Source organism: Pseudomonas sp. EZ-C24, assembly GCF_014525325.1.
Lineage (GTDB): Bacteria > Pseudomonadota > Gammaproteobacteria > Pseudomonadales > Pseudomonadaceae > Aquipseudomonas > Aquipseudomonas shirazensis.
The window spans coordinates 700,813-727,042 of record NZ_JACDIU010000014.1 but is presented as its reverse complement, the minus strand read 5'-3'; the positions used below and the strand labels follow the sequence as shown (position 1 = coordinate 727,042).

Below are 26,230 nucleotides of genomic sequence, written 5' to 3'. Positions count from 1 at the left end.
CCTGCTGCCGCCAGGCTGGCGGTAATCAGTCCCACCTTTGAGAGGGCCGCATTGCGGCCCTTTTTCGTTGTTGATTGCGGCTAATTCCGTATCAAAGCGTTACTTCGGATAAATCCTACACGCTTTAAGTAAATATCCTACAGCTTACCCTGTCGCTGAAACTTCTCCGTCTAATTTACGATTGAGCTGCTTGATTGTTGTGCTTGCTTGCTGATGGTTTTCTCGTTAATTCTTGGATGAAGCGTTTATTCCCAGAACTGTGGCGTTAATCGCCCAGGACGAACTCATCAGCTTGCAAGGCTCACAGGACTCGCCGCAGTCGCAGGCGCTCAGGTGCTGGTCCGGAAGAGGGGCGAGCGAGCACGTGTGTCTAGAAGGTGTGTAGCTCAGCAACTAAATCATGGTTTCGCAATTGCTTGTGGGAAATTTCCCAAAAGTTTATCGACATATTGAGATTGCCCATACTTGGTAGTTCGAGGATGAGTGGTCTGAAACAGGGAGTGCCGTCATGAGCAATATCCATGAACAAGCGTTGGAATATGTCTACACGCAAGTGCTTGATCACTTGATGGGGCATATGTCGCAAGCACTGCGCGCTTCGATGCAGCTGCTGATTCAACGGCTGATGGTCGCAGCGGGAGGGGTTGACTGTCTTGGCCAGTTTCAACTGCTGGTGATTCACGGCGCAGACCGTGACAGCGCTTTGTTGCTGAGCACGCTGCGCGCAGCTCAGCTGACCATCGCCCAGCGTGCGCCGCAGACGTTCAGGCTGAAAGTGCTGGTTGCCTCGCTGCCGGCGGCCAGCGAGGCCGTGTTGGACTATCACGAGCGGTGTTTCAGCACCTTGTTTCTGCAGGACGATCCGCGCGTGGAGTTGCTGATGATCCAGGGCCAGCACCTGGTGCCCTTCAGCCGCAGGCCGCAAACACAGCACGCGGACTGGATACCGACCCGCGATGCGATATTGCTGTTTGGTCATCTCAATGGCGGCGCGGCGGAGGCGTTGTTTGGCAGCCGCCTGCATTTGCAGATGGCCAGCGCGTGTAACCAGGTGCTGAGCGATGCGCAAGGCGTACTGGCACTGATCACCATGCTGCCGCCCCGCCAGCGCTACCGCTACCTGGCGTGGTGCCGGCGTTGTTTGCGCCTGGCTGACGAGCCCGGCTTGCACCCGCTCTCGCTGGATATCGCCTACCTGATCAAGGCGCTGGCCTGGCTGCATGACGTTGTCGCTACGCCGTCGCAAGCTGCGCTTGCGCCAACCGATAGCAGCGATGGTGCGTCCTTGCAGGTGATCGCAGTTGGCGACCTGCTCGATCAAAAGCCGGCAGACCTTGAGTTCGAGCGGCTGTTGAAAGCGCCCCTCGTCGCGGCTGAGTGTTTGCCACCGCTGGCAGTGTGCTTTGAGGTGGATGCCTTGATCCAGCTTCGCCAGTTGCGCGAGCGCATTGTCCAGCGTCGGGTCAAGGGCGCAAACCTGCGGCTGGGCCTTAAACCACGCACAGAACAGGCCGCCGACGAAATGGCGCAAGCGCGTCTGATGCAGGTGCTGGAACTGACCGAGAAGCAGTTGATCTGTTTGCTGCATGCCCCATTTGCCGGTCACGGTGCTGGCCTGGTGAGCTTTATCGAGTGCTATCACCCGGGGATGCTGGTGGCCATGCCCTACCTGCATCGGGCCCTGCTGGGCAAAACATGCCCCGATGGCGTCCTGCATTGGCTGGTCGAGGCAAGCGGCTTGAGCCTGGTGCAGTTGCGTGCGGTATATGGGCGGCAGGTGGGGCAGCCCGCCAGGCGCATGCTGGAGTACCTGGCCCGACGCGACATGGCCCTGTGCTTGCTGCGCAGTGCCGATGAGCTGACGACCACTGATCCGGAGTGCTTGCCAGGATCAGCTGTCTGTATGTATAACCAGTAGCTGTCCCCGCTGGCTGACCCGTATCGTGATTGCCCATTCCGTCGAAGACCCGCTCTACTACCTGCATAATTTTCGCCAGGTGCTGGGGTGGGTCGCCCAGCGTTACCACGATCTGCTCGATGAGTCCGAGCAGGCTTTTCTGATTGCGTTCGAGCGCCTGCCGCAGCCCGCCCAAGCGCTGCTGGTACGTATGGTGATGCGCAAAGGTGAGCTGTTTCGCACTGACAAGCTGACCTATGCCGAGATTGGTGATGCCCACTCAGCCCTGCGACCGCTGGGAGAGCTGGGCTGGATCTGCGAGCGCGCGCCACTGACGATCGAGCAGTTGTTTGCCTTGCTGCGCAAAGACGAACTGGCAGCGTGCTTTGCCGCGCAGTTGGTCAGGCCACGGGCAGCCAAGGCTGATCTGCTGCTGCAACTGCAAGCCCTGCAGCTGGAGCCAAGGCCGCTGGCCCAATGGTTCGCCGGCTTTGATGTGAAGGTCATCCACTGGCGATTGCAGCCCCTGTGTGATCGGTTGCGCCTGCTGTTTTTTGGCAACCTCTACCAGGATTGGTCAGACTTCGTGCTCGCCGATACCGGCGTGCTGCGCTTTGAAAAAGTCCCTTTCAGTGATGACTCGCGCGCCCTGCGCAAACGTGCCGAAGTCGACCTGGCCATGGCCCTACATCACTGCGCCGAGCGCCTGGAGCAGGGCGAGGCGCCGGCAACCTTGCTGGCGGAACTCGACGGCCTGCACAGTGACAACCCCTGGCTGGCGCGGCGGCGCTCGCGGTTGTTGTTCAGTGTTGGTCAGCATTGCGAACGCCTGGCCGAATGGCAGCTGGCATTGGCGGTCTACGAGCAGAGCCTGCACCCTGAGGCACGTATTCGCCAGGTGCGTGTACACGAGCGCAGCGAGCAGTGGAGCAAGGCGTACAGGCTTGCTGAGCAGATGGCCAGTGCGCCTGCCAACCCGCTCGAAACACAGGCCCTGGCGCGCATGCTGCCGCGCCTGGCACGCAAGCTCGGCGGGCCACCGACGCCGCGGCGGCGGGTTGGTGCGGTTACCCTCCTCGAACTCGAACTGCCCGCCGAGATGGCTGCGCTGGGTGTCGAGCGGGCCGTGCAGGAGCACCTGGCACAGGAGGGTGGCTCGGTGCACTACGTCGAGAACACCTTGTTCAACAGCTTGTTCGGGCTGCTGTGCTGGGAGCCGATCTTCGCGCCCGTGACCGGGGCGTTTTTTCACCCGTTTCAGAGCGCGCCGCAGGACTTGCATGACGCTGACTTTCGCGAGCGCCGCAGCGCGCTGTTCGACAGCTGCCTGGGGCGGCTCGATGATGCCAGCCATGGCGAGTTGATCCGCGCGTGTTATCAGGCCAAATATGGCCTGCAGTCGCCGTTCGTGTTCTGGTCGATGCTGCCCACGGAGCTGCTTGAACTGGCCCTGAGCTGCCTGCCGGCAATGCATCTGAAACAGTGCTTCCTGCGCTTGCTGCAGGACATCCGCAACAACCGCACAGGCATGCCTGACCTGATTCAGTTCTGGCCGGAGCAGGGCAGCTATCGCATGATCGAGGTCAAAGGACCGGGCGATCGGCTCCAGGACAATCAGCTGCGCTGGATCGAATTCTGCCGCGAACACGGCCTGCCGGTTACCGTCTGCCATGTGCGTTGGGCGGCTGCCCAGGCATGAGTTATACCGTCGCCGTGCGCGCCTTGTGCGAATTCAGCGCCAAGGTCGGCGACCTCGACCTGCGCTTTACCCCATCACCCACTGCGCAGGAGGGCATCGCCGGCCATCGCCGGGTAGTGGCACGCCGCGAGGTGGGTTATGAAGCTGAAGTCAGCCTGCAGGGCCAATACCTCAGCCTGCAGGTACGTGGCCGCGCCGATGGTTATGATCCGGCGCGCAACCGCCTCGAAGAAATCAAGACCCACCGCGGTGATCTGGCGCGCCAGCCAGCCAACCATCGCCAGTTGCATTGGGCGCAGGCCAAGGTCTACGCCTGGTTGCTGTGCCAGGCGCGGCAGTTGCCCAGCATCGACGTAGCGCTGGTATATCTGGATGTCGACAGCGACCGCCAAACGCTGATCAGCGAGCACTACAGCGCAGCAGATCTGCAGCTGTTTTTCGAGGTTCAATGCCAACGCTTTCTTGCCTGGGCCCAGGCACAGGAGCAACGTTTGCAAGCGCGTGACCAGGGCTTGCAGGCAATGAGTTTCCCCTACCCGCAGTTTCGCCAGGGCCAGCGCCAGTTGGCCGAGACACTGTACAAGGCCGTCAGCACCGGTCGCTGTCTGATGGCTCAGGCCAGTACCGGCATCGGCAAGACACTCGGCACGTTGTTTCCATTACTCAAGGCGGTGGTGCCGCAGCAGCTCGACAAAGTGTTCTTCCTGACCGCCAAGACCCCGGGGCGGGCACTGGCCCTGGATGCCCTGCGCCAGCTCACCGCCGCCAGCCCGCAGCCGGCTCTGCGCAGCCTTGAGCTGATCGCTCGGGACAAGGCCTGTGAATATCCAGGCAACGCCTGCCATGGCGAGTCGTGCCCACTGGCCAAAGGCTTTTACGATCGCCTGCCGGCTGCCCGCGAGGCCGCTGGCGCTGTGCCGCTGCTGGATCGCGAAGCGTTGCGCGAGGTCGCGTTGGCGCATCAGGTGTGCCCTTATTATCTGGGTCAGGAGATGGCGCGCTGGGCTGACGTGGTCGTGGCGGACTACAACTATTACTTTGATGCCCACGCATTACTGTTTGGCCTCGCGCAGCTCAATCAGTGGCGCGTGGCAGTGCTGGTGGACGAAGCACACAACCTGATCGAGCGTGGTCGGGCGATGTACAGCGCCAGTTTCGATCAGGGCCAGTTGCTGACGCTTCGGCAAAGCAAACCGCAAGGGCTGAGCAGCGCGCTGGATCGGCTCAACCGCCAATGGAATGCCCTGCATAAAGACCAGCGTGTACCGTATCAAGCCGGCGAGCGCCTGCCAGAAGCCTTTATCGGGGCGTTGCAGCAATGTGTTGGCTTGATCCAGGAGCAGCTCAACCAATCGCCGCTGGGCATTGATCCGCTGCTGCTGCAGTTTTTTTTCCAGGCCCTGCAGTTCACGCGCATTGCCGAGCTGTTCGACGAGCACTTTCTGTTTGATGTCAGCGTGCGTAATGGCCCGCGTAACAGACGCCTGAGCACGCTATGCCTGCGTAATGTGGTCCCGGCCCGCCTGCTTGGGCCGCGCATGAGCGCTGCGCGCAGTGTCACGTTGTTTTCTGCCACGCTCAGCCCTCGGCATACTATGCCGATCTGCTTGGGATGCCGGCCGACACGGCCTGGCTCGATGTTGCCGCGCCGTTCCAGGCCGAGCAATTGCAGGTACGCATCATCAGCCAGGTGTCGACGCGTTACCGCGAACGGCAGGCGTCACTGGCGCCCATCGTCGAGCTGATCGCCGAGCAGTACCGCAGCAAGCCTGGCAACTATCTGGCCTTTTTCAGCAGCTTCGAGTACCTGCAACAGGTGGCCGCACTGCTTGCCGAGCGCTATCCGCAGTTGCCGCGCTGGGAGCAGGCCAGCGGCATGGACGAAGCTGCGCGCGAAGCGTTTCTGGCGCGCTTTGTCCCGGATGGCGAGGGCATTGGTTTTGCGGTGCTTGGCGGCGCATTCGGAGAGGGCGTCGACCTGCCGGGAACCCGCTTGATCGGCGCATTTGTTGCCACGCTGGGTTTGCCACAGGTCAATCCGATCAATGAGCAGTTCAAGCAACGCTTGGCCCGGCAGTTCGGCGCCGGCTTTGACTACGCCTATCTGTACCCCGGCGTTCGCAAGGTAATCCAGGCCGCAGGGCGGGTCATTCGTGGCGATCAGGACCGCGGCGTGTTGCTGTTGATCGACGAGCGCTTCGCTGAAACACGCGTTCAGCAGATGTTTCCCAAATGGTGGCAGATAGCTAGCGAATAATCCCCGCAGGCCCCATCGCACGGCATTGCAACTCCCAGTACACTGCGTGTTCCAACACTCACATTCGTTGAACTCGAGGTTTCTGCATGACGCTCAGTCCTTTGGCAGGCAAGCCGGCTCCGGCCAGTGTGCTGGTCGATATTCCCCGCCTGTTGACCGCCTATTACACCGGCCGCCCTGATGCGTCCGTGGCAGCCCAGCGCGTGGCCTTCGGCACCTCGGGGCATCGCGGTACGTCGCTGGAGTTGAGCTTCAACGAGGCGCATGTGCTGGCGATCACCCAGGCCATCTGCCTGTATCGTGAGCAGCAAGGCATCGACGGGCCGCTGTTCATCGGTGCCGATACCCATGCGTTGTCCGCGCCGGCGGCCGCCAGCGCGCTGGAAGTGCTGGCCGCCAACGGCGTGCAGGTGATGCTGTCCAAGGACGATGAATACACCCCAACGCCTGCGGTGTCGCACGCGATCCTTTGCTACAACCGCGGCCGCCAGAGCGGCATGGCAGATGGCATTGTCATCACGCCGTCGCACAATCCACCGCAGAGCGGTGGCTTCAAGTACAACCCGCCCAATGGCGGGCCGGCCGACAGCGACGTGACCAAGTGGGTCGAGGCCAAGGCCAACGAACTGCTTGGCGCAGATCTGGCTGGGGTAAAGCGCATGGACTATGCGCAAGCGCTGCAAGCGCCGACTACCCAGCGTCACGACTACTTGGGCAATTACGTCGCCGACCTGGAAAACGTGATCGATTTCGAGGTAATCCGCTCGGCCAACCTGCGTCTGGGCGTCGATCCGCTGGGCGGTGCCGGGGTACGTTACTGGCAGGCGATTGCCGACCACTACCAATTGAACCTGGAAGTGGTCAACACCGAGGTCGACCCGACCTTCCGCTTCATGTGCGTCGACTGGGACGGGCAGATCCGCATGGACCCGTCCTCGCCTTACGCCATGCAGGGCCTGATCGGCCTGCGCGACCGCTTCGATGTGGCCTTTGCCTGCGATCCTGATCACGACCGCCACGGCATCGTCACCGCCGAGGGCCTGTTGCAACCCAACAACTACCTGGCCGTGACCATCGACTACCTGTTCCGCAACCGCCCGCAATGGCGCAGCGATGCTGCAGTGGGCAAAACCGTGGTCAGCAGTGGTTTGATTGACCGCGTGACTGCAGCGCTTGGCCGCACCCTTTACGAAGTGCCAGTCGGTTTCAAGTACTTTGCTGCGGGTCTGTTCGACGGCTCGCTAGGCTTTGGCGGCGAAGAAAGTGCCGGCGCCTCGTTCCTGCGTCGCGACGGATCGGTCTGGGCCACGGACAAGGACGGGCTTATTCCAGCCTTGCTTGCCGCGGAGATGACTGCCCGCACCGGACGTAACCCGAGCCAGATCTATGCCGACCTCACTGCGAAGCTGGGCAAGCCCTACGCAACCCGAGTCGAGGCCAAGGCCGATCCACGGCAGAAAGCCCTGCTGAGCAAGCTGGCGCCCGAGCAGGTGACGTCGACTGAACTGGCGGGCGAGCCAATCGAGCAGATCCTCAGCCACGCGCCGGGTAACGCTCAGGCGATCGGCGGGCTCAAAGTGATGACGGCCAATGGCTGGTTTGCCGCGCGGCCGTCGGGCACCGAAGACATCTACAAGATCTACGCCGAGAGCTTTATCGACGAGGCGCACTTGCAGCGCCTGGTCAAGGAGGCTCAGGTGCTGGTGGATGCAGCTATCGCCTGACCAGCGAGCTGAGTTGAATATCGAAAGCAGAGAAGGGGCCTTGTGCCCCTTTTTTGTGGGCGAGCCTTGCGGCCTTCAGAGTTATGGCATTGCGGCCAATTATCGGCAATTTACATAGCCACCTAATCAAGGCTTTGACATTCACTGCCTAAGCAGTAATATTTGCACACACATTTGTCTGAGCTGGGCCGCAAGCCGATGTCGCATTTCAGTCCTGAAAACTTCCAGACCTGCACGATCGGCATGCTGCTGGGCCGAGCGGCGCTGCTCAAGGACCGCATTCTTGACGCGCATCTCGAGGGCGAAGGGGTTACGGCCGCGCAATTCAAGGTGCTGATCATCGTCACTCAGTACCAGGTCGACACCCCGGCCGAGCTGTGTCGCTACCTGGGCCTGGACAGCGGCTCGATGACGCGCATGCTCGACCGCCTCGAACACAAAGGGCTGATCCTGCGCAATCGCTGCCCGGACGACCGCCGTCAGGTGCGCCTGGCCCTGACCGCCGACGGTCAGCGCCTGGCAGATCGCGTGCCCGAAGTAGGCGCAGCGGCAATGAACGAACTGGTCGGCGTGCTCCAGCCTGAAGAATTGCAGACCCTCGAAGGCCTGTTGGCCAAGGTCCTGCTCAATGCCGGCGACCCTCTGACGATCCGCCGCTTCGGCGATCGTTGATCCCTGTTACGAATTCTCCAAGGTACTGTCATGGCCACTCCTGCGGACACAACCCAATCTTCCCCGGCTCCCGAAAATTCGCGCAAGCGCAAGACCTGGCTGCTGGCCGTGCTCTTGCTGGTGATACTCGGTGGCGCTGCTGCCTGGGCCTGGTACAGCCTGGTCGGGCGCTGGCACGAGAGCACCGATGACGCCTACGTCAACGGCAACGTGGTGGAAATCACCCCGCTGGTGACCGGCACGGTTACCAGTATCGGCGCCGACGATGGCGATCTGGTGCAGGCCGGCCAGGTCTTGCTGCAATTCGATCCCGCCGACAGCGAGGTTGCCTTGCAGTCATCCGAGGCAAAGCTGGCGCGTACCGTGCGCCAGGTCCGCGGCTTGTACAGTAACGTCGACTCGCTCAAGGCACAGATGCAAAGCCGCGCTGCGGAATTGAAGAAAGCCCGCGATAACTACAACCGGCGCAAGGTCCTGGCCGACAGCGGGGCGATCTCCCGCGAAGAGATCTCCCATGCCCAGGATGACCTGAGTTCCGCGCAAAGTGCCTTGGACAGCGCCCAGCAGCAGCTGAACACCAGTACTGCGCTGGTTGACGACACGCTGTTGGCCTCGCACCCGGAGGTGATGGCTGCCGCTGCCGATGTACGCCAAGCGTATCTGGATAACGCTCGCACTACCTTGGTTGCACCCGTTACAGGCTATGTTGCCAAACGCACCGTGCAGTTGGGCCAGCGCTTGCAACCGGGCACTGCGACCATGGCCGTGATCCCGCTGGATGAGGTGTGGATCGACGCCAACTTCAAGGAAACCCAGCTGCGCAATATGCGCATCGGCCAGCCGGTAGAGATCAGCGCCGATCTGTATGGCAGCGACATCAAGTACACCGGCACCATCGACAGTCTCGGCGCCGGTACCGGCAGCGCGTTTGCCTTGCTGCCTGCGCAAAATGCCACCGGCAACTGGATCAAGATCGTCCAGCGGGTGCCAGTGCGTGTGCACCTTAACCCCGAGCAGCTGCGCGATCATCCGCTGCGCATCGGCTTGTCGACGGTGGTTGAAGTCGACCTGCACGATCAGACCGGCCCGACCCTGGCGCAACAGCCTCCGCAACAAGCCAGCTACAGCACCCAGGTGTATGAGCGCCAACTGGTCGACGCTGACCGGCTGATCGCGCGCTTGATTCATGACAACAGCGCCGCAGGCAAGACGGCGCAGCGATGAACAACAACGGCGCTGCGCAGTTCACTCCGCCAAGCCTGCTGCTGACCACCATTGGTCTGTCGCTGGCGACGTTCATGCAGGTACTCGATACCACCATCGCCAACGTCGCCTTGCCGACCATTTCCGGCAACCTCGGTGTCAGTTACGAGCAGGGCACCTGGGTGATCACCTCGTTTGCGGTGAGCAACGCGATTGCCTTGCCGCTGACCGGCTGGCTAAGCCGGCGTTTTGGTGAGGTCAAGCTGTTCATCTGGGCGACGCTGTTGTTCGTGATGGCGTCATTTCTGTGCGGGATCGCCCAGTCGATGCCTGAGCTGGTTGGCTTTCGCGTGCTGCAGGGGGTGGTCGCCGGGCCGCTATACCCGATGACGCAGACCTTGCTGATTGCAGTGTATCCACCGGCCAAGCGGGGGATGGCGCTGGCGCTGCTGGCGATGGTGACGGTTGTTGCACCGATTGCCGGGCCGATCCTGGGCGGCTGGATTACTGACAGCTACAGCTGGCCGTGGATTTTCTTCATCAACGTTCCAATTGGCCTGTTCGCCGCTGCCGTGGTGCGCCAGCAGATGCGCACGCGACCGGTCGTGACCAGCCGGCAACCGATGGACTACATCGGTTTGATCACCTTGATCATTGGGGTGGGAGCGTTGCAGGTAGTGCTCGACAAGGGTAACGACCTGGACTGGTTCGAGTCGTCGTTCATCATCATGGGCAGCCTGATCTCGGTGGTGTTCCTGGCCATCTTCATCATCTGGGAGCTTACCGACCGCCACCCGGTGGTGAACCTGCGGCTGTTTGCCCATCGCAACTTTCGCGTCGGCACAATCGTGCTGGTTGGCGGCTACGCAGGCTTTTTCGGCATCAACCTGATCCTGCCGCAATGGCTGCAGACGCAGATGGGCTATACCGCCACCTGGGCCGGGTTGGCCGTGGCGCCGATTGGCTTGCTGCCGGTGATCATGTCGCCTTTCGTGGGCAAGTATGCGCACCGCTTCGACCTGCGGGTGCTGGCCGGCCTGGCATTTCTCGCGATCGGCGCCAGCTGTTACATGCGCGCCGGCTTCACCAGCGAGGTGGACTTCCAGCACATTGCCCTGGTGCAGCTGTTCATGGGCATCGGCGTGGCGCTGTTCTTCATGCCGACCTTGAGCATTCTGCTGTCTGACCTGCCACCGCAGCAGATCGCCGATGGCTCAGGCCTGGCGACATTCCTGCGGACCCTGGGCGGCAGCTTTGCGGCATCGCTGACAACCTGGATCTGGATTCGCCGGGCCGATCAGCATCACGCCTATTTGAGCGAGCACATCAGCCAGTACGATCCCGCCACTCGGCATACGCTTGAGCAACTGGGGGGTGCCAGCCCGCAGAGCTACGCGCAGCTTGAGCAGATCGTCAACAGCCAGGCCTACATGATGTCGACGGTGGACTACTTCACCCTGATGACCTGGGTATTCGCCGGCCTGATCCTGTTGGTATGGTTTGCCAAGCCGCCGTTTACGGCCAAGGCCGGGCCGGCCTCAGCGGGACATTAGTTGTCAACTCAGGCAAGCAAGCGTTAGCCTTGTGCCATCAGTCGCCCAGGGGCAATCGATGGACAAGGTTATCGTGATTACCGGCGCCAGCCGTGGCATCGGCGCTGCTTCAGCGCGGCTTGCCGCTGAGCAAGGCTATCGTATCTGCATCAATTATCATGCTGACGATCAGGCAGCCGAGCGCATCCTCGCCGAGGTCCGCGAGCGCGGTGCCGAAGCGATTGCCGTGCGTGCCGATGCCAGTGTCGAGGACGAGATCATCCAGCTGTTCCAGCGCGTTGACCATGAGCTTGGGCCGGTAACGGCACTGGTCAACAACGCTGGTACCATCGGCCCGCAGAGCCGCCTGGAAGACATGTCCGAGTTCCGCCTGCTCAACCTGATGAAAACCAATGTGGTCGGGCCGATGCTGTGTGCCAAGCATGCTTTGCTGCGCATGGCCCGTCGGCACGGCGGCCAGGGTGGGGCGATCGTCAATGTGTCGTCGTTGGCGGCGCGCCTTGGTTCACCTGCGGAGTACGTTGATTACGCTGCGTCGAAAGGCGCGTTGGATACGTTCACCATTGGCTTGGCCAAAGAAGTGGCCGGCGAAGGCGTGCGCGTCAATGGGGTGCGGCCCGGTTATATTCACACCGGCTTTCATGCGCTCAGCGGTGATGCCGAGCGCGTGCACAAACTTGAGGCAGGGTTGCCGATGGGGCGGGGCGGCCAACCAGAGGAAGTCGCCGAGGCGATTCTCTGGCTGCTGTCGGATAAGGCGTCCTACTCGACCGGCAGCTTTATCGAACTAGGCGGCGGGCGCTAGCCGAAATCCCCGTCATTCAGGACCGGCTTGCGATGGTGCTGACGCCGCCAACAGTTGACTGACGCGTTGGGCCAAGGTCTTAAGGTCAAAAGGTTTGAGCAGTATCTGCGAATTCATGCCTGTGCCGTTGTCGGTGCCTGTCGCGTCCAGCGTCTGCTCGAGCTGCTTTGGCTCACCGGAGGGCAAGACCTGGCCGTAGAACTCGACCCAGAATTCCGCCTGACGGGTGGCAACTGGCGAATAGTTCTGCCCAGTGGGTCGATCCCGGCATGGGTGAAGCAAGCTGTATTAGTCAGTACATGCCGATAGTCGCTCAGCGGGCCTGCCGGGCCGTCGAAGAATTCGATGATGCAACAGCCCATGTCCATGGTGTCGAAGACAAAGCGATAAAGACTTTGCTCGCTTCACTGGCGCTGCGCGAGTTGTGCTTCAAGGGCGTTGTTGCGTTGCTGCAAGGCGTCCAGTTGCTGGCGCAAGGCGCGCAGTTGAGGGTCGTGCATATTTGCATCCTGCGCTATGTCTCACTGCGCAACTGTAGCTTGACTGGTCGGTCACCACTAGAACGAGCGCACAATTCGCCCCAAGGTTTCCATGGCTTGCTCGGCGCTCGCATCCCATGGGCTGCCGTAGTTCAAGCGGATGCAGTTGCCGAAGCGCCGGGTCGGCGAAAAGATCGGCCCAGGGGCAATACTGATGCCTTGTGCGGCAGCCATGTGAAACAGCTTCAGCGCATCCATCTGTTCTGGCAGCTCAAGCCACAGGAAATATCCACCAGAGGGCTGACTGACCCGCGTCTGCGCCGGGAAGTAGCGCGCAATCGCTGCCAACATGCTCGCCTGCTGACCCTCCAGCGCATAACGAAGCTTGCGCAGGTGACGGTCATAGCCGCCGTGCTGCAGGTAATCGGCGATGGCCGCCTGCGCAGGCATTGATGCGCACAACGAGGTCATCAATTTGAGCCTCTCTACCTTCTGCGCAAAGCGCCCGGCCGCGACCCAACCAATGCGATACCCCGGCGCCAGGCTTTTGCTGAACGAGCCGCAGTGCATTACCAGGCCATCGGTGTCGAAGGCTTTGGCCGGTTTGGGCGCTTGCTGCGAGTAGTACAACTCAGCATATACATCGTCTTCGATGAGCGGCACCTGATGGTGCCGCAGCAGTTCTACCAGTTCCTGCTTCTTGTGCTCAGGCATGCTCGCACCGACCGGGTTCTGAAAATTGGTCATGCACCACACCGCCTTGACCGGGTGCTTGTCCAGGGTCTGTGCAAGCACCCCAAGGTCCATCCCTTCACGCGGGTGCACGGGGATTTCCACAGCCTTGAGCTTGAGCCGCTCCAGTACCTGCAGGCACGCATAAAATGCCGGCGCTTCGATGGCCACCAGGTCGCCTGGCTCGGTGACTGCCTGCAAGCACAGGTTCAATGCCTCGAGCGCGCCATTGGTGATCAACAGCTCTTCCATCGGCAACATCAGCCCGGCGACCATGTAGCGCAGGGCGATTTGCCGGCGCAGTTGCGGGTTGCCGGGCGACAGGTCGGTGACCGCCATGCGCGGGTCCATCGCGCGGCTGGCGCTGGCCAATGAGCGCGACAGGCGTTGCAGTGGGAACAACGCAGGGCTGGGGAATGCCGAGCCAAACGCAACCGTATTGGGATCTTTGATCGAGTCGAGGATGGAAAATACCAGCCCGCTGACGTCAACCTCGGTTGACTCGCTGACTGGCGCCATGATCTGCGGCTCACTCATCTGCTGCGGCGCATGCGCATTGACGAAATAGCCTGAGCGCGGTCTGGCACGGATCAAACCTCGCCGCTCGAGCAGGTAGTAGGCCTGAAACACTGTCGACGGGCTGACCCCGTGGGTCTGGCTGGCGTAGCGCACAGAGGGCACCCGCTGGCCAGGGCCGAGTACCCCGGAGCGGATCAGTTCAGCAATGTCATCGGCAAAGCGTTCGTAGCGTTTCATGGGCGGTCGGCAGGCATGGTGAAGGCTCAGTGTAAGGGATCAGCGGTTCAACGGCGCGACGAAGCGGCTGCGCGCGCTGCTGCGAATGCTTGGCTCGTCGCTGTCCTGGATTTCGAAGGTCAGGTCCTGGGCGCTGCTGCTAGGCCGCTCTGCAAGCATCGCGACCGATACCGGCAGCTCGCCCATTTCGCCGGCGCGCAAGGTGAATTCGGTGCTGCCGTGCAGCTCGAAGCCGTCCGCATCCACCAGGCGCAGCTGGTAGCGCTGTGGCTGCTGGGTCTTGTTGATGACCTTGAGCAAGTAGATGTTCTCGATCTGGCCCAAGGCGTTTTCGCGGAACAAGCCGCGGTCCTTGATCACATCCAGCGACACCATCGACCGCTCCTGCAGGGCGAGCACCAGGGCGCCGATCATGACCACCAGCGCGGTTACATAGCCGAGCAGGCGTGGGCGCAGCCAGTGGGTGGAGCCGCCTTGCAAGGTGTGCTCGGACTTGTAGCCGATCAGCCCGCGCGGGTAGCCCATCTTGTCCATCACCCCGTCGCAGGCATCGATGCAAGCGGCGCAGCCGATGCAGGCCATCTGCAGGCCTTGGCGGATATCGATACCGGTCGGGCAGACCTGCACGCACAACGTGCAATCGATGCAGTCGCCCAGCTGCTGCGCGCGCGGGTCGCTGCCTTTCTTGCGTGGGCCTCGCGCTTCGCCGCGATGCGGGTCATAGGCGACGGCCAGGGTGTCCTTGTCGAACATCACACCCTGAAAGCGCGCGTAGGGACACATGTGCATGCACACGGCTTCGCGCAGAAAACCGGCATTGAGGTACGTGGCGCCGGTGAAAAACAGCACCCAGAACAGGGCAACACCCGTCAGCTGCAAACTCAGCAGCTCCTGCGCCAGGGGGCGGATAGGCGTGAAGTAGCCGACAAAAGTCAGCCCGGTAAGTACGGCAATGGCCAGCCACAGCGCGTGTTTCAAGCTCCGCCGGGCAATTTTGTTTACGCTCCATGGCGCCGCCGCCAGCTTGATGCGCTGATTGCGATCGCCTTCGCTGATTTTTTCGCACCACATGTACAACCAGGTCCAGGTGCTCTGCGGGCAGCTGTAACCGCACCAGACTCGGCCTGCGAAGACGGTGATGGCAAACAGGCCAAAGGCGCTGATGATCAGCAGCGCCGACAGGAGGATGAAGTCCTGCGGCCAAAAGGTGGTACCGAATACGTGAAATTTACTGTCAGCAAGATCCCACAGCACTGCCTGGCGGCCATCCCAGTCCAGCCAGGCCGTACCGAAGAACAAGGCAAACAAGGCACCGGCAAAACCGATCCGAAGATTGCGGTAGATGCCGCTGAAGCTGCGCGTGTGAACGGCGCCGCCGCTGTAACCGCTGCCTCTTTGGGCTGCTGGGGGTGTTACCTCAATCACGTGGTACGGAATCTTATCGCTCATGTCGCGTGGCTCATCAGGCTTCAACAGACCCGGGCACTATGGGCCGGTGACTGTTTGCAGCACAGACTCAGCTAAGGCGATAAAAACCGTATCAGTTATCTCGTGGGCCGCGGCAAACCCTTAGATTACCGAGCCAGGCTCACTTGCCTTCAGATGCCTGCGGCTATCTACCGCACCGATAACAGTGAGCGCGTCAGCCTCCGCTTCGGTGATCGGTACGCGCTCCCCTGCAAGCACAGCGACGGACATGCGCAGCTGCTCGTCAGTGATGATCTCGACTTCCGGTCCAGTGCCCTCGATCCGCAGCTTGTCGCCGATGAGCGTGCAGTGGCGGCTGTTCTGGTCAACTTCTATAGGCATGTCAGCGTCCTCTCGGTGGTTGTTATTAGTGACCGCACGGTTACCCGGGTTGCTGCATTGGCTGATCGAACGGCACTTCGGCGTGGGCTGAGGGGTCAACCGTCAACACGGGCAGAGGAGGATGTTGATGGAAAGCGGCTGGGAGAGGATTCTGGTTACTATCCAGACCGAGTTTGCCGATGTGACCAACGTCGAGGAGGTCACACGCATTCTGGTGCGTTTGCTGATGGCCGCGGTGTTGGGCGCCGTGCTGGGCTTTGAGCGTGAACACCGCGGCAAGTCTGCTGGCGTGCGTACGCACATGCTGGTCTCCGTGGGTGCAGCACTGTTCGTGCTGGCGCCGAGTATGGCCGGCGCAGATGCTCAGGCGCTGAGCCGGGTAATCCAGGGCATCGTTGCAGGTATCGGCTTTTTGGGTGCGGGTACCATTCTCAAAGGCAATGGCAAGGATCCCAGCCACGTCAAGGGGCTGACTACTGCGGCTGGCTTATGGATGACCGCAGCCATTGGGACGGCTGCCGGGATGGGGCGGGAGGCGACTGCGCTGATCAGTACGATCCTGGCGCTGCTGGTGCTGAGCACCATGCCCAAGCTGGTAGACAAGGTCGAAGGAGGCAACGATCAGAAGCAGCGGGAAGAAGAGGGCTGATAGCACTGAGGGGAGCCGAAGCTCCCCTCAAATCGTTGCTGCCTGCTCTGTTGTTATTATTGAAGACGGGCCTTTTGTTGTTTTTGTAAGCCTGCCTCGGTGCTGCGAGCAACCCCCATGCGGGGTCAAGAGCAAACGTATTTTTTTGAGCGCTGACCTGCTTTCATCATGTTGATCCGACCGTGACTGTGGCTACCTGAAGGTAGTTTTGTTGTTCTGTGTCAGGCCGCGGGGTTAACCCCCAGGAAACCAGTTCTACTCCAAAAAAATCTGCTTGCTACGCCTCTGCCGTGTTGTTCTTGTTATGTCAGAGCCGTTACCTGTTGTTTTTATTGGGTGTCACGTTTTTGTTCTTGTTATGTCAGAGATATAGCAGGTGGCGTGCCAACTTTTTAAAAGCCTTGAAAATCAAGGGCTTGGCTATTTTCTGCATCTTCTCACTGCGGGAAATTCTGTCGAATTGTTTCCCTGTTACCCGAATTTCCGCTGCGCAACGTGGGGGCGGTAACACCAGGCCCACACATTGATGACATTAGTGTGACTCATTGTGCGCTACGGGCCCGCGCGACACGCGAGCCTGTCGGTCGCCCCAGCACCTGGCTGATGCGCTGGCCGGCGGCGATCAGCCGGTCGAGGTCTATGCCGGTTTCGATCCCCAACCCCTGCAGCAGGTACAGCACATCTTCACTGGCGATGTTGCCGGTAGCGCCCTTGGCATAAGGGCAGCCGCCAAGCCCGGCGACCGAGCTGTCAAACACCTGGATACCTTCCAGCAGGCTCGCGTAGACGTTGGTCAGGGCCTGGCCATAGGTGTCATGGAAGTGCCCGGCCAGTTGTGCACGCGGCACCTGCGCCGAGACCACTTCAAACAATCTGCGTGTGTCACCGGCAGTGCCGGTACCGAGGGTGTCGCCCAGCGATACCTCATAGCAGCCCATGTCATGCAGCGCCTTGGCGACCGGAGCAACCTGCTCGGCGCTGACCCGGCCTTCATAAGGACAACCAAGCACACACGACACGTACCCGCGCACCCGCACACCATGGCTGCGCGCTGCTTCCATGATCGGTTCGAAGCGCTGCAGGCTGTCACTGATCGAGCAGTTGATATTGCGCTGTGAGAACGCCTCGGTAGCAGCGGCGAATACAGCTACCTCTTTGACACCCGCAGCAACCGCGTCTTCAAAACCACGCAGGTTCGGCGCCAGCGCTGCGTAGGTGACCCCAGGAAGCTGCTTGATCGCGCTGAATACTTCGGCCGAGCCGGCCATCTGTGGGACCCACTTGGGCGAGACGAAACTGCCCACCTCGATGTAGGACAAACCGGCCTCGCTCAGATCATCGACCAGGCGCACCTTGTCGGCGACGCTGATCGGCTGGGCTTCGTTCTGCAGGCCGTCGCGCGGGCCGACTTCAACCAGGCGAACGTGTGTTGGCAATGACATGGCAGGGTTCCTGTGGCGAGTCAGCACGTGCTGTCGGAAGGTTTGGGCGTGGCGGCAAGCGCTTGCTCGCAACGCTCCTGAGCGGTATCCAGTTCAAGGTGCATCTGCTCAATATCGAGCATCTGCTGCTCCAGCTGAGCGCGCCGCTCGGCAATTTTCACCAGCATGCTGTTGAGCTGCTTGAAGTTGCCGCCGCTCGGGTCATAGAGCTCGATCAGCTCGCGGCACTCGGCCAGGGAAAAGCCGATGCGCTTGCCGCGCAGAATCAGCTTGAGCGTGACTTTGTCGCGGGCACTGTAGATGCGCTCCAGCCCGCGCCGCTCAGGGCTGATCAGGCCTTGCTCTTCATAGAAGCGGATGGCCCGAGTAGTGATGTCCAACTCACGGGACAGGTCGGAGATGCTGTAGGTCTGGGTGCTCATGCTTGGGCTCGGAAGATTTATCGCACTAAGCTACTGGGAGCTTTACGTTTACGTCAAGGCATCCTGGGCTTATCCGCCCTTGGCGGAGCACGTGGGTGGTTCAGCGCTGGCAGGCATGCTAAAAGTCAGACTGATCATTTATAAATTGAATCCTCTGATGTCTATCAGCGTTAAATCGAATAGGGCGTTGTTCGATCTCGACTTGTTGCGGGCGATCGTTGTGGTGGCCGATTGCGGCAGCTTCACAACTGCCGCAGCCCGCTTGCACTCGACTCAATCGACCATCAGTCAAAAAGTCAGGCGGCTGGAAGAAATGGTCGGCCATCGCCTGCTGGTGCGGGGCAATCGTGATGTGTTGCCTACCGATGCCGGGCAGACCTTGCTTGGCTATGCCAGGCACATGCTGGCGCTCAACGATCAGATGCTCGAAGCCCTGGCCGGCGCGATGGTCGGCACTACGGTGCGGCTTGGGGTGCCGGAGGATTTCGTCGGCGGGCGCACGACCAATGCGCTGTCTGACTTCAGCCGGCGCCATCCGCAGGTCAAACTCGAGGTGACCAGCGGGCTTTGTCGCGACCTTAGCCAAGCCTACGACAATGGTGAGCTGGACCTGGTGCTGCTCAAACAGCGGCGCAACAGCCGCGAAGGGGTGGCCTGCTGGCCCGAGCGCCTGCAGTGGATCGATAGTGCGCGGCTGCCGGCGTTCGAACTCGATCCAATTCCTCTGGTGACCTTCCCCCCGCGTGGGCTGTACCGCGATGACATGATCAACGCCATCGAAGGCATGGGCCGGCGCTGGCGCATCAGCTTCACCAGCTCCAGCCTGAGCGGGATTCAAGCGGCGGTTGCCGATGGTATGGGTGTGAGCCTGCTGCCGCCGCGTGCTGCGACGGCTGAACACCGCGTACTGGGTACCGAGCACGGTTTGCCGGAGGTCGACAGCTACGAGATTGTCATAGTGCACAGGCCAACTGCCGAGCAGATGGTGCGCTCGTTGGCGCAGGTGCTGACAGAGCTTCTGATGGTCCATGCCATCTGACAGGCACGCAGATTGTCCTGTCAGCGAGACAATCAGTGCTGTTCACACCGTCTATTGCACGATTATCACCGCAGGTAAGCTTGTACCCAGTCAAAAAGGAGACCTCTCATGAAAGACATTCTGGGCGTTCATCAAGCCCCTGCCGGGCACTGGGTGGGCGATGGTTTTCCGGTGCGCAGCCTGTTTACTTATGACCAACTGGCTCGGCATATCAGTCCGTTTCTGCTGCTGGACTACGCCGGCCCGCACGATTTTGCGCCCACCACCGCTCGGCGCGGCGTTGGCGAACACCCGCACCGCGGCTTTGAGACCGTGACCATCGTCTACCAGGGCGAAGTCGAGCATCGCGACTCCACGGGCGCCGGCGGTTTGATCGGGCCGGGGGATGTGCAGTGGATGACCGCTGCCGATGGCATCATCCATGAAGAATTCCATTCGCCAGCGTTTGCCCGCAGCGGCGGAGCACTGGAGATGGTGCAGCTGTGGGTCAATCTGCCGGCGCGGGACAAGCGTGCCCCGGCGGGTTACCAGACACTGCTGGCAGCCAATATTCCGGTTGTGCCGCTGGCAGACCAGTGCGGCAGCCTGCGAGTCATTGCCGGCGAGTTCGAGGGCGCCGCGGGCCCGGCGCGCACATTCACTGCGATGGATGTCTGGGATGTGCGCCTCAACGCCGGCGCAACGCTGCAACTGCCGGTCGCCACTGGGCGCAACGCCGCCATAGTCGTGCTGCGCGGCAGCGTAACGGTCAATGGTAACCGCGCAGCCGGCCCGGCCAGTTTGGTGCTGCTTGACCGAGCCGGCGCGGGGGTCCACCTCGAGGCGCAGGCGGGTGCCGTCCTGCTGCTGCTCAGCGGTGAACCGATCGACGAGCCAATCGTTGGCTACGGGCCTTTTGTGATGAATAGCCAGGCGCAGATTGCCGAGGCGTTGGATGACTTTCAAGCGGGTCGATTTGGACGTATGGGTGGTAGGCATGGCGCCGCCCACTGAGCGGCAGGCATCGGCGGACCGCCCGTCGCGCGAGGGCGATGGCAGATCGAACGGTCGTCATGGCTCGGCGATCTTCCACTAAGGTGCTAATGGGTGGCTGGGCAGTGGATGTTCTGGCGAATGGACCGCCGCTTGAAGATTGAGCAACCTCAGCTGACGCCTCGCCCTTGACGGTGCACTCAAAGACAACAGGCCATCCCATGAAGAGGGTCGTACCATGTCGTTGATAGGTGTTTCAATGTTGGAAATGCGGCAAATCATCGAACAGGCCTGCCTGCCTGATCGGTGCGAGGTCAGTTGCCCTGATGGTGCCAGCCTGACCATCCGGCTGGGCGAGGGCCAAAGCTTGAAGCACTGCGTAACCCTGACTGATGTGCCAATCGACAGCCTTAACAGTTGCCGCGATCTGGTGGGTTTGGTTGCAGAGCTGCGCGCTCAGCAACGTCAGGCACAGCAGCCGGTTGCAGCCAAGCGGATCGCCTGACAGCGAGCCGTCGATGTGTGCTGCGGCGCCGATCGCGGCAAAGGGCCGCAGCTAAGCGGCCCCGTTGTGCTGACTCAGCGCTGCGGATTGAGTGTCAGGTGCACATGACGGTTGACATCCTTGTACAGCAGGTAGCTGAACGGACCCGGGCCGCCGGCATAGCAAGCTTGCGGGCAGAACGCGCGCAGCCACATGAAATCGCCAGCTTCAACTTCAACCCAATCCTGATTCAGGCGGTACACGGCTTTGCCTTCCAACACGTAAAGACCGTGCTCCATCACATGCGTCTCGGCGAACGGAATCACGCCGCCGGGCTGGAAGGTGACGATGTTGACGTGCATGTCATGGCGCATATCGGCCATGTCGACAAAGCGCGTTGTGACCCAGCCACCGTTGGTGCCCGGCATCTCGATCTTGGTCGCATTGTCGCGGTGGGTGACGAACGCTTCTGGAATATCCAGGCCTTCGACGCGCTGGTAATGTTTGCGCAGCCAATGGAAGGTGACGTTGGCCTTGCTGTGGTTACGCAGGCTCCACTCGGCGCCTGGTGGAATGAACGCATAACCGCCAGGAGCCAGGGTGTGATGCTTGCCCTGCAGGGTGATGTCGATTTCACCCTCGACCACGAACAATACCGCTTCGGCGTTCGGGTCCAGCTCTGGACGCTCACTGCCGCCTTCCGGAGCGACTTCAACGATGTACTGCGAGAAGGTCTCGGCAAAGCCGCTCAGAGGGCGAGCGATAACCCACATGCGCATCTTGTCCCAGAACGGCAGGTGGCTGGTGACGATGTCACGCATCACGCCTTTGGGGATAACGGCATAGGCTTCGGTGAACATGGCACGGTCAGTCAGCAGCTCGGTTTGAGCGGGGTGCCCACCGTGAGGGGCGAAGTAGGAATGATTCGACATGGACAGTCTCGACTTGTTGTTCTCTCCCCGTGCCGGAAACCGCACCGGCCGGTGCGCCGCAGGGGATGCACGGACAGGATAGGGTCCGTGCACAGCCATCCACAAATTAAATGTTGAAATACCCGCTATTCGATTACTGAATGCTCACCTTGCGCCCCGCGTGGTTCTCGGGCAAGCGATCACCTTGGCCGAACAGCTTGTGGCGCAGGGTGCCTTCCGCGTAGGCCACAGGGTAGCGACCGCGCCGTTGTAGCTCTGGAATCAGCAGCTCGACGACATTGCTCAAATCATCCGGTTGTACGGCGTAAGTGAGGTTGAAACCATCGACACCGGTCTGGTCGAGCCAGCGCTCCAGTTGGTCGGCAACCTCGCTGGCGGAGCCGATCAAGACTGGGCCGCGGCCGCCAAGGCCGATGAATTCGGCGGCTTCGCGCACTGTCCACTGCCGGCTTGGGTCGGCCGCGGTAAAGGCGGCCAGGGCTGCGCGGCCAGCATCATTCTCGACATATTCAATCAGCGCATCCGGATCGAGGCCGGCGAAGTCGATGCCGGTCCAGCCGGACAGCAGCGCCAGCGCGGCGTCAAGATCCACATAACTGCGGTATTCGGCAAAGCGCGCATGCGCCTGCTCACGGCTGTCCGCGACGATCAACAGCGCCTGCGCGTAAATCAGCACCTCGTCAGGGCCGCGTCCCGCCGCGGCGCTGGCCTGGCGCACGCCGTCGGCATAGCGGCGCAGCACCGTCGGCGTCGGTCCGCTGATGAATACGCACTCGGCGTGCTCCGCAGCAAAAGCCTGACCGCGCGCGGAGGCGCCGGCCTGGAACAGCACAGGCGTGCGCTGCGGCGAGGGTTGGCAAAGGTGCATCCCGGGGACCTGGAAATGCTCGCCGTGATGGCCAATCGGATGGACCCGCGAGGGTTCAATGTAGCGGCCCGATTCGCGATCCAGCAATACGGCATCGTCATCCCAGCTTTTCTCCCAGAGCTTGTACAGCACCTGCAGGTATTCATCGGCCAGGTCGTAGCGCTGGTCATGGCCCAACTGCCGAGCCAGGCCAAGATTGCGTGCAGCGCTGTCCAGGTAGCCGGTGACGATATTCCAGCCGACCCGGCCATTACTCAAGTGGTCCAGGGTCGACATGCGGCGGGCGAACGGGTACGGGTGCTCGTAGGTCAGCGAGAAGGTCACGCCGAAGCCCAGATGCTCGGTAACCCCGGCCATGGCCGGGACCAGCAGCAGGGGATCGTTGACCGGGACCTGCACGCCCCCACGCAGGGCCGCTTCGGGCCCGCCTTGGTAGACGTCGTAGATGCCCATGACATCGGCAATGAACAGCGCGTCGAACAGGCCACGCTCAAGCAGACGAGCCAGGTCAGTCCAGTAGTCCAGCCGGTTGAACGCCACGCTGGTATTGCGCGGATGGCGCCACAGTCCGGGGGACTGATGACTGGCGGCGTTCATGCTGAAGGCGTTGAAGCGAATCGGGCGGGGCATGCGAAGCGTTCCTTGGCGTCAGGGCAGGACGGCGGTCGGGTACACCGCGTCAGCCACGGTCAACTTGTGTGGGATCAGACCCAGGCCCTGGAAGGTGTCGGCCAGTTTTTGCTGTTCGGCAACGATTGCCGGTGTAATCGGCACGGCGTTGTAATTGCGTCGCTCGCTGGCTACTTCCAGCACCTCAGCCTTGATCCCTAGTTGCGGTGCCAGCAGGCTGGCGACTTCCGCTGGCTTGGCATTGGCCCACTGGCTGACTTTGGCCAGCTCGCTGAAGAACGTCTTCAGCCATTCGCGGTGCTGGTCGGCAAAGCTCGCGGTGGAGAGGTAGAAGGTCCGGTTGTTGGTCAGGCCGCTACCGTCGCGCAGGTTTTTCAAGCCCGGTTGCTGCTCGGCTGCTGCCAGGAATGGGTCCCACAGCGTCGAAGCCTGCACGCTACCCGACTGTAGCGCGGCGACGGCATCGGCGGCGTTGTTGACGTATGCCGGGGTAATGTCCTGATAGCTCAAGCCAGCTTGCTGCAACGCCACGGCCAGCAGGTATTGAGCATTCCAGCCGCGGCCAGTGGCAACTCGCTTGCCCTTGAGCTCCTGCACGCTGGTGATGTGATCCTGTTCGCGTACCACCAGGCCAATCCCGCGCGGGTAGGGCTGTTCAGCCGCCAGATAGACCACAGGCTTGCCAGCGGCCTGGGCGAACACCGACGGTGCATCAGCGGCGTGACCCAGGTCGATCGCACCGGTGCTCAGCGCTTCTAGCAGTTGCGGGCCGGCGGCGAATTCGTGCCAGCTGACTTTCACGCCCTGTGCAGCGAGCGCCTTTTCCAAGGCGCCCGTGCCCTTGAGGATGTTTACGCTGTTGAATTTCTGGTAGCCGATGCGCAAGGTCTTGGCATCGTCGGCTATGGCTTGTGACCAAGGCAGTATGGAGCTGACGACACTGGCCAGCAGGCCGCCGACCAATAGGCGGCGAAGAGGAGAAAAGGCACGGTTGGACAAGGCGGGTGCTCCTGAGCGAAGGCTGGAATGTGGGCTCCAGCGTAAGGGAGGCGGCTCAGGGCTTTCAATTTTTTTATTCCATTTGGTTAGATTGTTTTGTTATTTTTATATCCTTTTGTGTTTACGGGGTTTCAGCGTTATTCCTTGTGTTTCAGCTCTGCGACCAGCAGTAGCGATTGCGGCACGGGGCTTTGTGGATGCTGCGGTTCCTGCAATTGGAGGAGGGTTAGTCCGGCCATGTCCAACGCCGCGAGCCAGCTTGTCAACGTGCGCATGTACCACGGCATCGGCTTCCAATCACCCTCGAACCCAGCGAAGGATTCTTCACGCCAGCCATCTTGATAATCACCGTCGGCGGCGCTCCATGGATGTAGCGACTGGATCACCAGGACGCCGCCCGGAGCCAGTAAGGTGGTCATCGCGCTCAGCAGCGGGATGATGTCCTGATGAAGCAGTGCGAAGTTGGCGCAAATCGCGTCGTAGCATTTGCCGAGTCCCACATCGCCGCTGGCGAGTTGTTCGTAGCTGCAGTGGTGGACGGGTGCTGAGCCGGCTGCGCGTGCTGCCTCGACCAGGGTTGAGTCGCCATCCACGCCTACGGCTTCGATACCCCGAGCAGTGAGGGCGCGCAACAGCCATCCCTCACCGCAGCCGAGGTCGAGAACCCGCTGTGGCTGGCGTGACAGGATGGCCAGCAGGATCGCTTGATCGGTGACCTGGCGGCGGCTTTCGATACTGCCACTGCGCACGGCTTCGATCCAGGCGTGGGCGTTGTCATGCCAGCTTTGCTGGAGGCGGGTTTCAGGGGCAGGGGAGGACATGGCTGGCTCCGGCAGTGACAGATAGGTACAAGCTTAGGCGGTGCACTGGGCCCAGTGACATCGATACTTCAGCCGACCAGCCAGCCGCTGTCGCCCTCGATCAGCGTGCCGCCATGGTCAGTGGTGTCCCCAAGTCGGGCCACGGCCTTGCCTGCGATGGCGTAACTTGGCGAGCCGCTTTCAATGACGGCGCCGCAGCTTATGCGGTCGCCAACACAAGCAACCTCGCGCCCGCCGACCCTTGTCGCAGAAGTGCCCGAGACCACTTCGCCGATGCCGTGAATTGGGCAGTCATGTTTGTGGCCGATCAGCACAATGGGTTTCATCGGTGAAGGACTCCTTGGCTGTAGTGGACTGGTTGCCGGGCTTGGCTCGTCTACGGGTAGCGCGTGGTTTTTTCGCCGGCCGCTGGCCCGGGCGTATGGCCCACAGATGGGCGTTCGCACGCAGGCGCTCCTGGATATGAGGCGGCCTGTCGGCCAAAGTGGTTAGCGGCGGGATGGGTTTGCCGGGCAATCCTGCTTCGCGGATGATTTTTGGCCACCGAGGTTTCCAGCACAGCAGCAGGCTTAGCCAGTGGCCCAAACCGAGAATGAGGAAGGCGGGCGAAATAAGAATGAGGCCTAACTTGATGATCCGCGACGAATTCCAGAAGTAGTGGGTAAGGCCCTCGAACTGCGGAGTGAATGCCTGCCATGGCCAAGGGAAGTGTGAAGTGATGCGTGGGCGGGGTAGGCCCTCGGGGCCTTCGTCCATGAAACGGCGGATGAATTCCCATTCGGCCTGGATTTCAGATTGATCGTTTCCTGCTTTGCCAACCCACGCACACTCTGGATAGTGGCTTCGTGTAAACGATTGTGACCAATATAGGAATAGCGGAAAACCAACCCCTCCTGCGATTGCAGAGTTGTAATTAGCTCCTGAACTGCTCACGCCAATCCATGGGAGTGTCACTAGACCACCGCAGTAGTGCGGTCGATGTAGATAGACCTGTTGAGTTTTGCGATTGAAGCGTATGATTAAGTGTCGTGACGTGAATATCTCCAGTCGCGATATTGGTAGTCCTAATTTAATGTATGCAATCGTAAAGCCAGAGCTCAGAAGTCCAAGGTAGATGCTGAGTGCAAGTGCGAAAAAGTCCACGGTAGAACCGTCGGTGGGATCTTCATACGGTACGGCGAAGGCGAAATTTAACGAGCCTGCTATCCCTGCTGTGATAGTGGCAAACAACGCTAAGGACAATATGGTGATAAGGCCGCGCTTGCCTTCCCCCATGCCACATCTCATTTCTATATTCGTATCATCGTATACATAAACCGCCCCCCTTGAAGCGGGTGCCAAGCTAGCACTCAATCTAGCGGCAGCAAGGCTTTCGATTTCGTCGCT

General features: G+C 61.1%; 22 protein-coding genes and 1 pseudogene. 12 read left to right on the top strand and 11 right to left on the bottom strand.

What is annotated here, in order from left to right; translation table 11 throughout:
• The first annotated feature begins 508 nt into the window (after positions 1 to 508).
• The 8 genes and pseudogenes from IDM28_RS12425 (at position 509) to IDM28_RS12390 (ending at position 11,810) form a co-directional block, all read left to right on the top strand.
• Positions 509 to 1,918: a hypothetical protein gene (locus IDM28_RS12425; protein WP_188036088.1), complete on the top strand. Its 1,410-nt coding sequence runs from the start codon at positions 509 to 511 to the stop codon at positions 1,916 to 1,918.
• 25 nt (positions 1,919 to 1,943) lie between these two features.
• Positions 1,944 to 3,596, top strand: coding sequence for a VRR-NUC domain-containing protein (locus IDM28_RS12420; protein WP_188036087.1), 1,653 nt, complete (start codon positions 1,944 to 1,946; stop codon positions 3,594 to 3,596).
• Positions 3,593 to 5,853 (top strand): annotated as a pseudogene (locus IDM28_RS12415) (ATP-dependent DNA helicase). Before IDM28_RS12420 ends, IDM28_RS12415 begins: the two are co-directional and overlap by 4 nt.
• Before the next feature lie 86 nt (positions 5,854 to 5,939).
• Complete coding sequence (gene pgm, locus IDM28_RS12410) at positions 5,940 to 7,577, top strand: phosphoglucomutase (alpha-D-glucose-1,6-bisphosphate-dependent) (protein ID WP_188036086.1); 1,638 nt, start codon at positions 5,940 to 5,942, stop codon at positions 7,575 to 7,577.
• Between the two features lie 198 nt (positions 7,578 to 7,775).
• Positions 7,776 to 8,249, top strand: a complete 474-nt coding sequence (locus tag IDM28_RS12405) for a MarR family winged helix-turn-helix transcriptional regulator (RefSeq protein ID WP_101323035.1) — start codon at positions 7,776 to 7,778, stop codon at positions 8,247 to 8,249.
• 30 nt (positions 8,250 to 8,279) lie between these two features.
• Positions 8,280 to 9,473, top strand: a complete 1,194-nt coding sequence (locus IDM28_RS12400) for an HlyD family efflux transporter periplasmic adaptor subunit (protein WP_103437529.1) — start codon at positions 8,280 to 8,282, stop codon at positions 9,471 to 9,473.
• Complete coding sequence (locus IDM28_RS12395; protein ID WP_150572569.1) at positions 9,470 to 11,005, top strand: DHA2 family efflux MFS transporter permease subunit; 1,536 nt, start codon at positions 9,470 to 9,472, stop codon at positions 11,003 to 11,005. The genes IDM28_RS12400 and IDM28_RS12395 overlap by 4 nt, the downstream gene beginning before the upstream one ends.
• A gap of 58 nt (positions 11,006 to 11,063) precedes the next feature.
• Positions 11,064 to 11,810, top strand: a complete 747-nt coding sequence (locus IDM28_RS12390; protein ID WP_188036085.1) for an SDR family oxidoreductase — start codon at positions 11,064 to 11,066, stop codon at positions 11,808 to 11,810.
• Positions 11,811 to 12,367: 557 nt separating this feature from the next.
• On the opposite strand, the gene mapR is transcribed toward IDM28_RS12390, so the two are convergent.
• The 3 genes from mapR to IDM28_RS12375 all read right to left on the bottom strand — a co-directional run bounded on the left by mapR (position 12,368) and on the right by IDM28_RS12375 (position 15,586).
• Complete coding sequence (mapR, locus tag IDM28_RS12385; protein WP_188036084.1) at positions 12,368 to 13,777, bottom strand: GntR family transcriptional regulator MpaR; 1,410 nt, start codon at positions 13,775 to 13,777, stop codon at positions 12,368 to 12,370.
• A 39-nt stretch (positions 13,778 to 13,816) separates the two neighbouring features.
• On the bottom strand, positions 13,817 to 15,226 hold the full coding sequence (ccoG, locus tag IDM28_RS12380; protein WP_188036083.1) for a cytochrome c oxidase accessory protein CcoG: 1,410 nt from the start codon (positions 15,224 to 15,226) through the stop codon (positions 13,817 to 13,819).
• Between the two features lie 120 nt (positions 15,227 to 15,346).
• Positions 15,347 to 15,586, bottom strand: a complete 240-nt coding sequence (locus IDM28_RS12375; protein ID WP_188036082.1) for a DUF3203 family protein — start codon at positions 15,584 to 15,586, stop codon at positions 15,347 to 15,349.
• Between the two features lie 127 nt (positions 15,587 to 15,713).
• Here IDM28_RS12375 and IDM28_RS12370 point away from each other — a divergent pair, with 127 nt between their 5' ends.
• Positions 15,714 to 16,235, top strand: a complete 522-nt coding sequence (locus tag IDM28_RS12370) for an MgtC/SapB family protein (protein WP_101319794.1) — start codon at positions 15,714 to 15,716, stop codon at positions 16,233 to 16,235.
• A gap of 542 nt (positions 16,236 to 16,777) precedes the next feature.
• Here the strand turns inward: IDM28_RS12370 and IDM28_RS12365 are convergent.
• On the bottom strand, positions 16,778 to 17,677 hold the full coding sequence (locus tag IDM28_RS12365; RefSeq protein WP_188036081.1) for a hydroxymethylglutaryl-CoA lyase: 900 nt from the start codon (positions 17,675 to 17,677) through the stop codon (positions 16,778 to 16,780).
• A 20-nt stretch (positions 17,678 to 17,697) separates the two neighbouring features.
• Positions 17,698 to 18,099 (bottom strand): MerR family transcriptional regulator, encoded by a 402-nt coding sequence (locus tag IDM28_RS12360; protein WP_101319790.1) that lies wholly within the window; start codon positions 18,097 to 18,099, stop codon positions 17,698 to 17,700.
• Between the two features lie 157 nt (positions 18,100 to 18,256).
• Here IDM28_RS12360 and IDM28_RS12355 point away from each other — a divergent pair, with 157 nt between their 5' ends.
• From IDM28_RS12355 to IDM28_RS12345, 3 genes are all read left to right on the top strand, one after another.
• Complete coding sequence (locus tag IDM28_RS12355) at positions 18,257 to 19,138, top strand: LysR substrate-binding domain-containing protein (protein WP_101319788.1); 882 nt, start codon at positions 18,257 to 18,259, stop codon at positions 19,136 to 19,138.
• 108 nt (positions 19,139 to 19,246) lie between these two features.
• On the top strand, positions 19,247 to 20,131 hold the full coding sequence (locus IDM28_RS12350; RefSeq protein ID WP_150569122.1) for a pirin family protein: 885 nt from the start codon (positions 19,247 to 19,249) through the stop codon (positions 20,129 to 20,131).
• Between the two features lie 217 nt (positions 20,132 to 20,348).
• On the top strand, positions 20,349 to 20,615 hold the full coding sequence (locus IDM28_RS12345; protein ID WP_101319784.1) for a DUF1652 domain-containing protein: 267 nt from the start codon (positions 20,349 to 20,351) through the stop codon (positions 20,613 to 20,615).
• Positions 20,616 to 20,689: 74 nt separating this feature from the next.
• Here the strand turns inward: IDM28_RS12345 and IDM28_RS12340 are convergent, their stop codons facing one another.
• The 6 genes from IDM28_RS12340 to IDM28_RS12315 all read right to left on the bottom strand — a co-directional run bounded on the left by IDM28_RS12340 (position 20,690) and on the right by IDM28_RS12315 (position 26,119).
• Positions 20,690 to 21,526 (bottom strand): bifunctional allantoicase/(S)-ureidoglycine aminohydrolase, encoded by an 837-nt coding sequence (locus tag IDM28_RS12340; protein ID WP_101319782.1) that lies wholly within the window; start codon positions 21,524 to 21,526, stop codon positions 20,690 to 20,692.
• A 133-nt stretch (positions 21,527 to 21,659) separates the two neighbouring features.
• Positions 21,660 to 23,024, bottom strand: a complete 1,365-nt coding sequence (locus IDM28_RS12335) for an LLM class flavin-dependent oxidoreductase (protein ID WP_188036080.1) — start codon at positions 23,022 to 23,024, stop codon at positions 21,660 to 21,662.
• A gap of 18 nt (positions 23,025 to 23,042) precedes the next feature.
• Complete coding sequence (locus tag IDM28_RS12330; protein ID WP_150569124.1) at positions 23,043 to 24,023, bottom strand: aliphatic sulfonate ABC transporter substrate-binding protein; 981 nt, start codon at positions 24,021 to 24,023, stop codon at positions 23,043 to 23,045.
• A 137-nt stretch (positions 24,024 to 24,160) separates the two neighbouring features.
• A complete protein-coding gene (locus IDM28_RS12325) occupies positions 24,161 to 24,844 on the bottom strand; it encodes a class I SAM-dependent methyltransferase (RefSeq protein WP_188036079.1) in 684 nt (227 codons plus the stop codon).
• A gap of 68 nt (positions 24,845 to 24,912) precedes the next feature.
• Entirely contained in the window at positions 24,913 to 25,170 is a 258-nt protein-coding gene (locus tag IDM28_RS12320) for a PAAR domain-containing protein (protein ID WP_150572562.1), read from the bottom strand.
• On the bottom strand, positions 25,136 to 26,119 hold the full coding sequence (locus tag IDM28_RS12315; protein ID WP_188036078.1) for a DUF6708 domain-containing protein: 984 nt from the start codon (positions 26,117 to 26,119) through the stop codon (positions 25,136 to 25,138). Before IDM28_RS12315 ends, IDM28_RS12320 begins: the two co-directional genes overlap by 35 nt.
• Positions 26,120 to 26,230 lie beyond the last annotated feature (111 nt).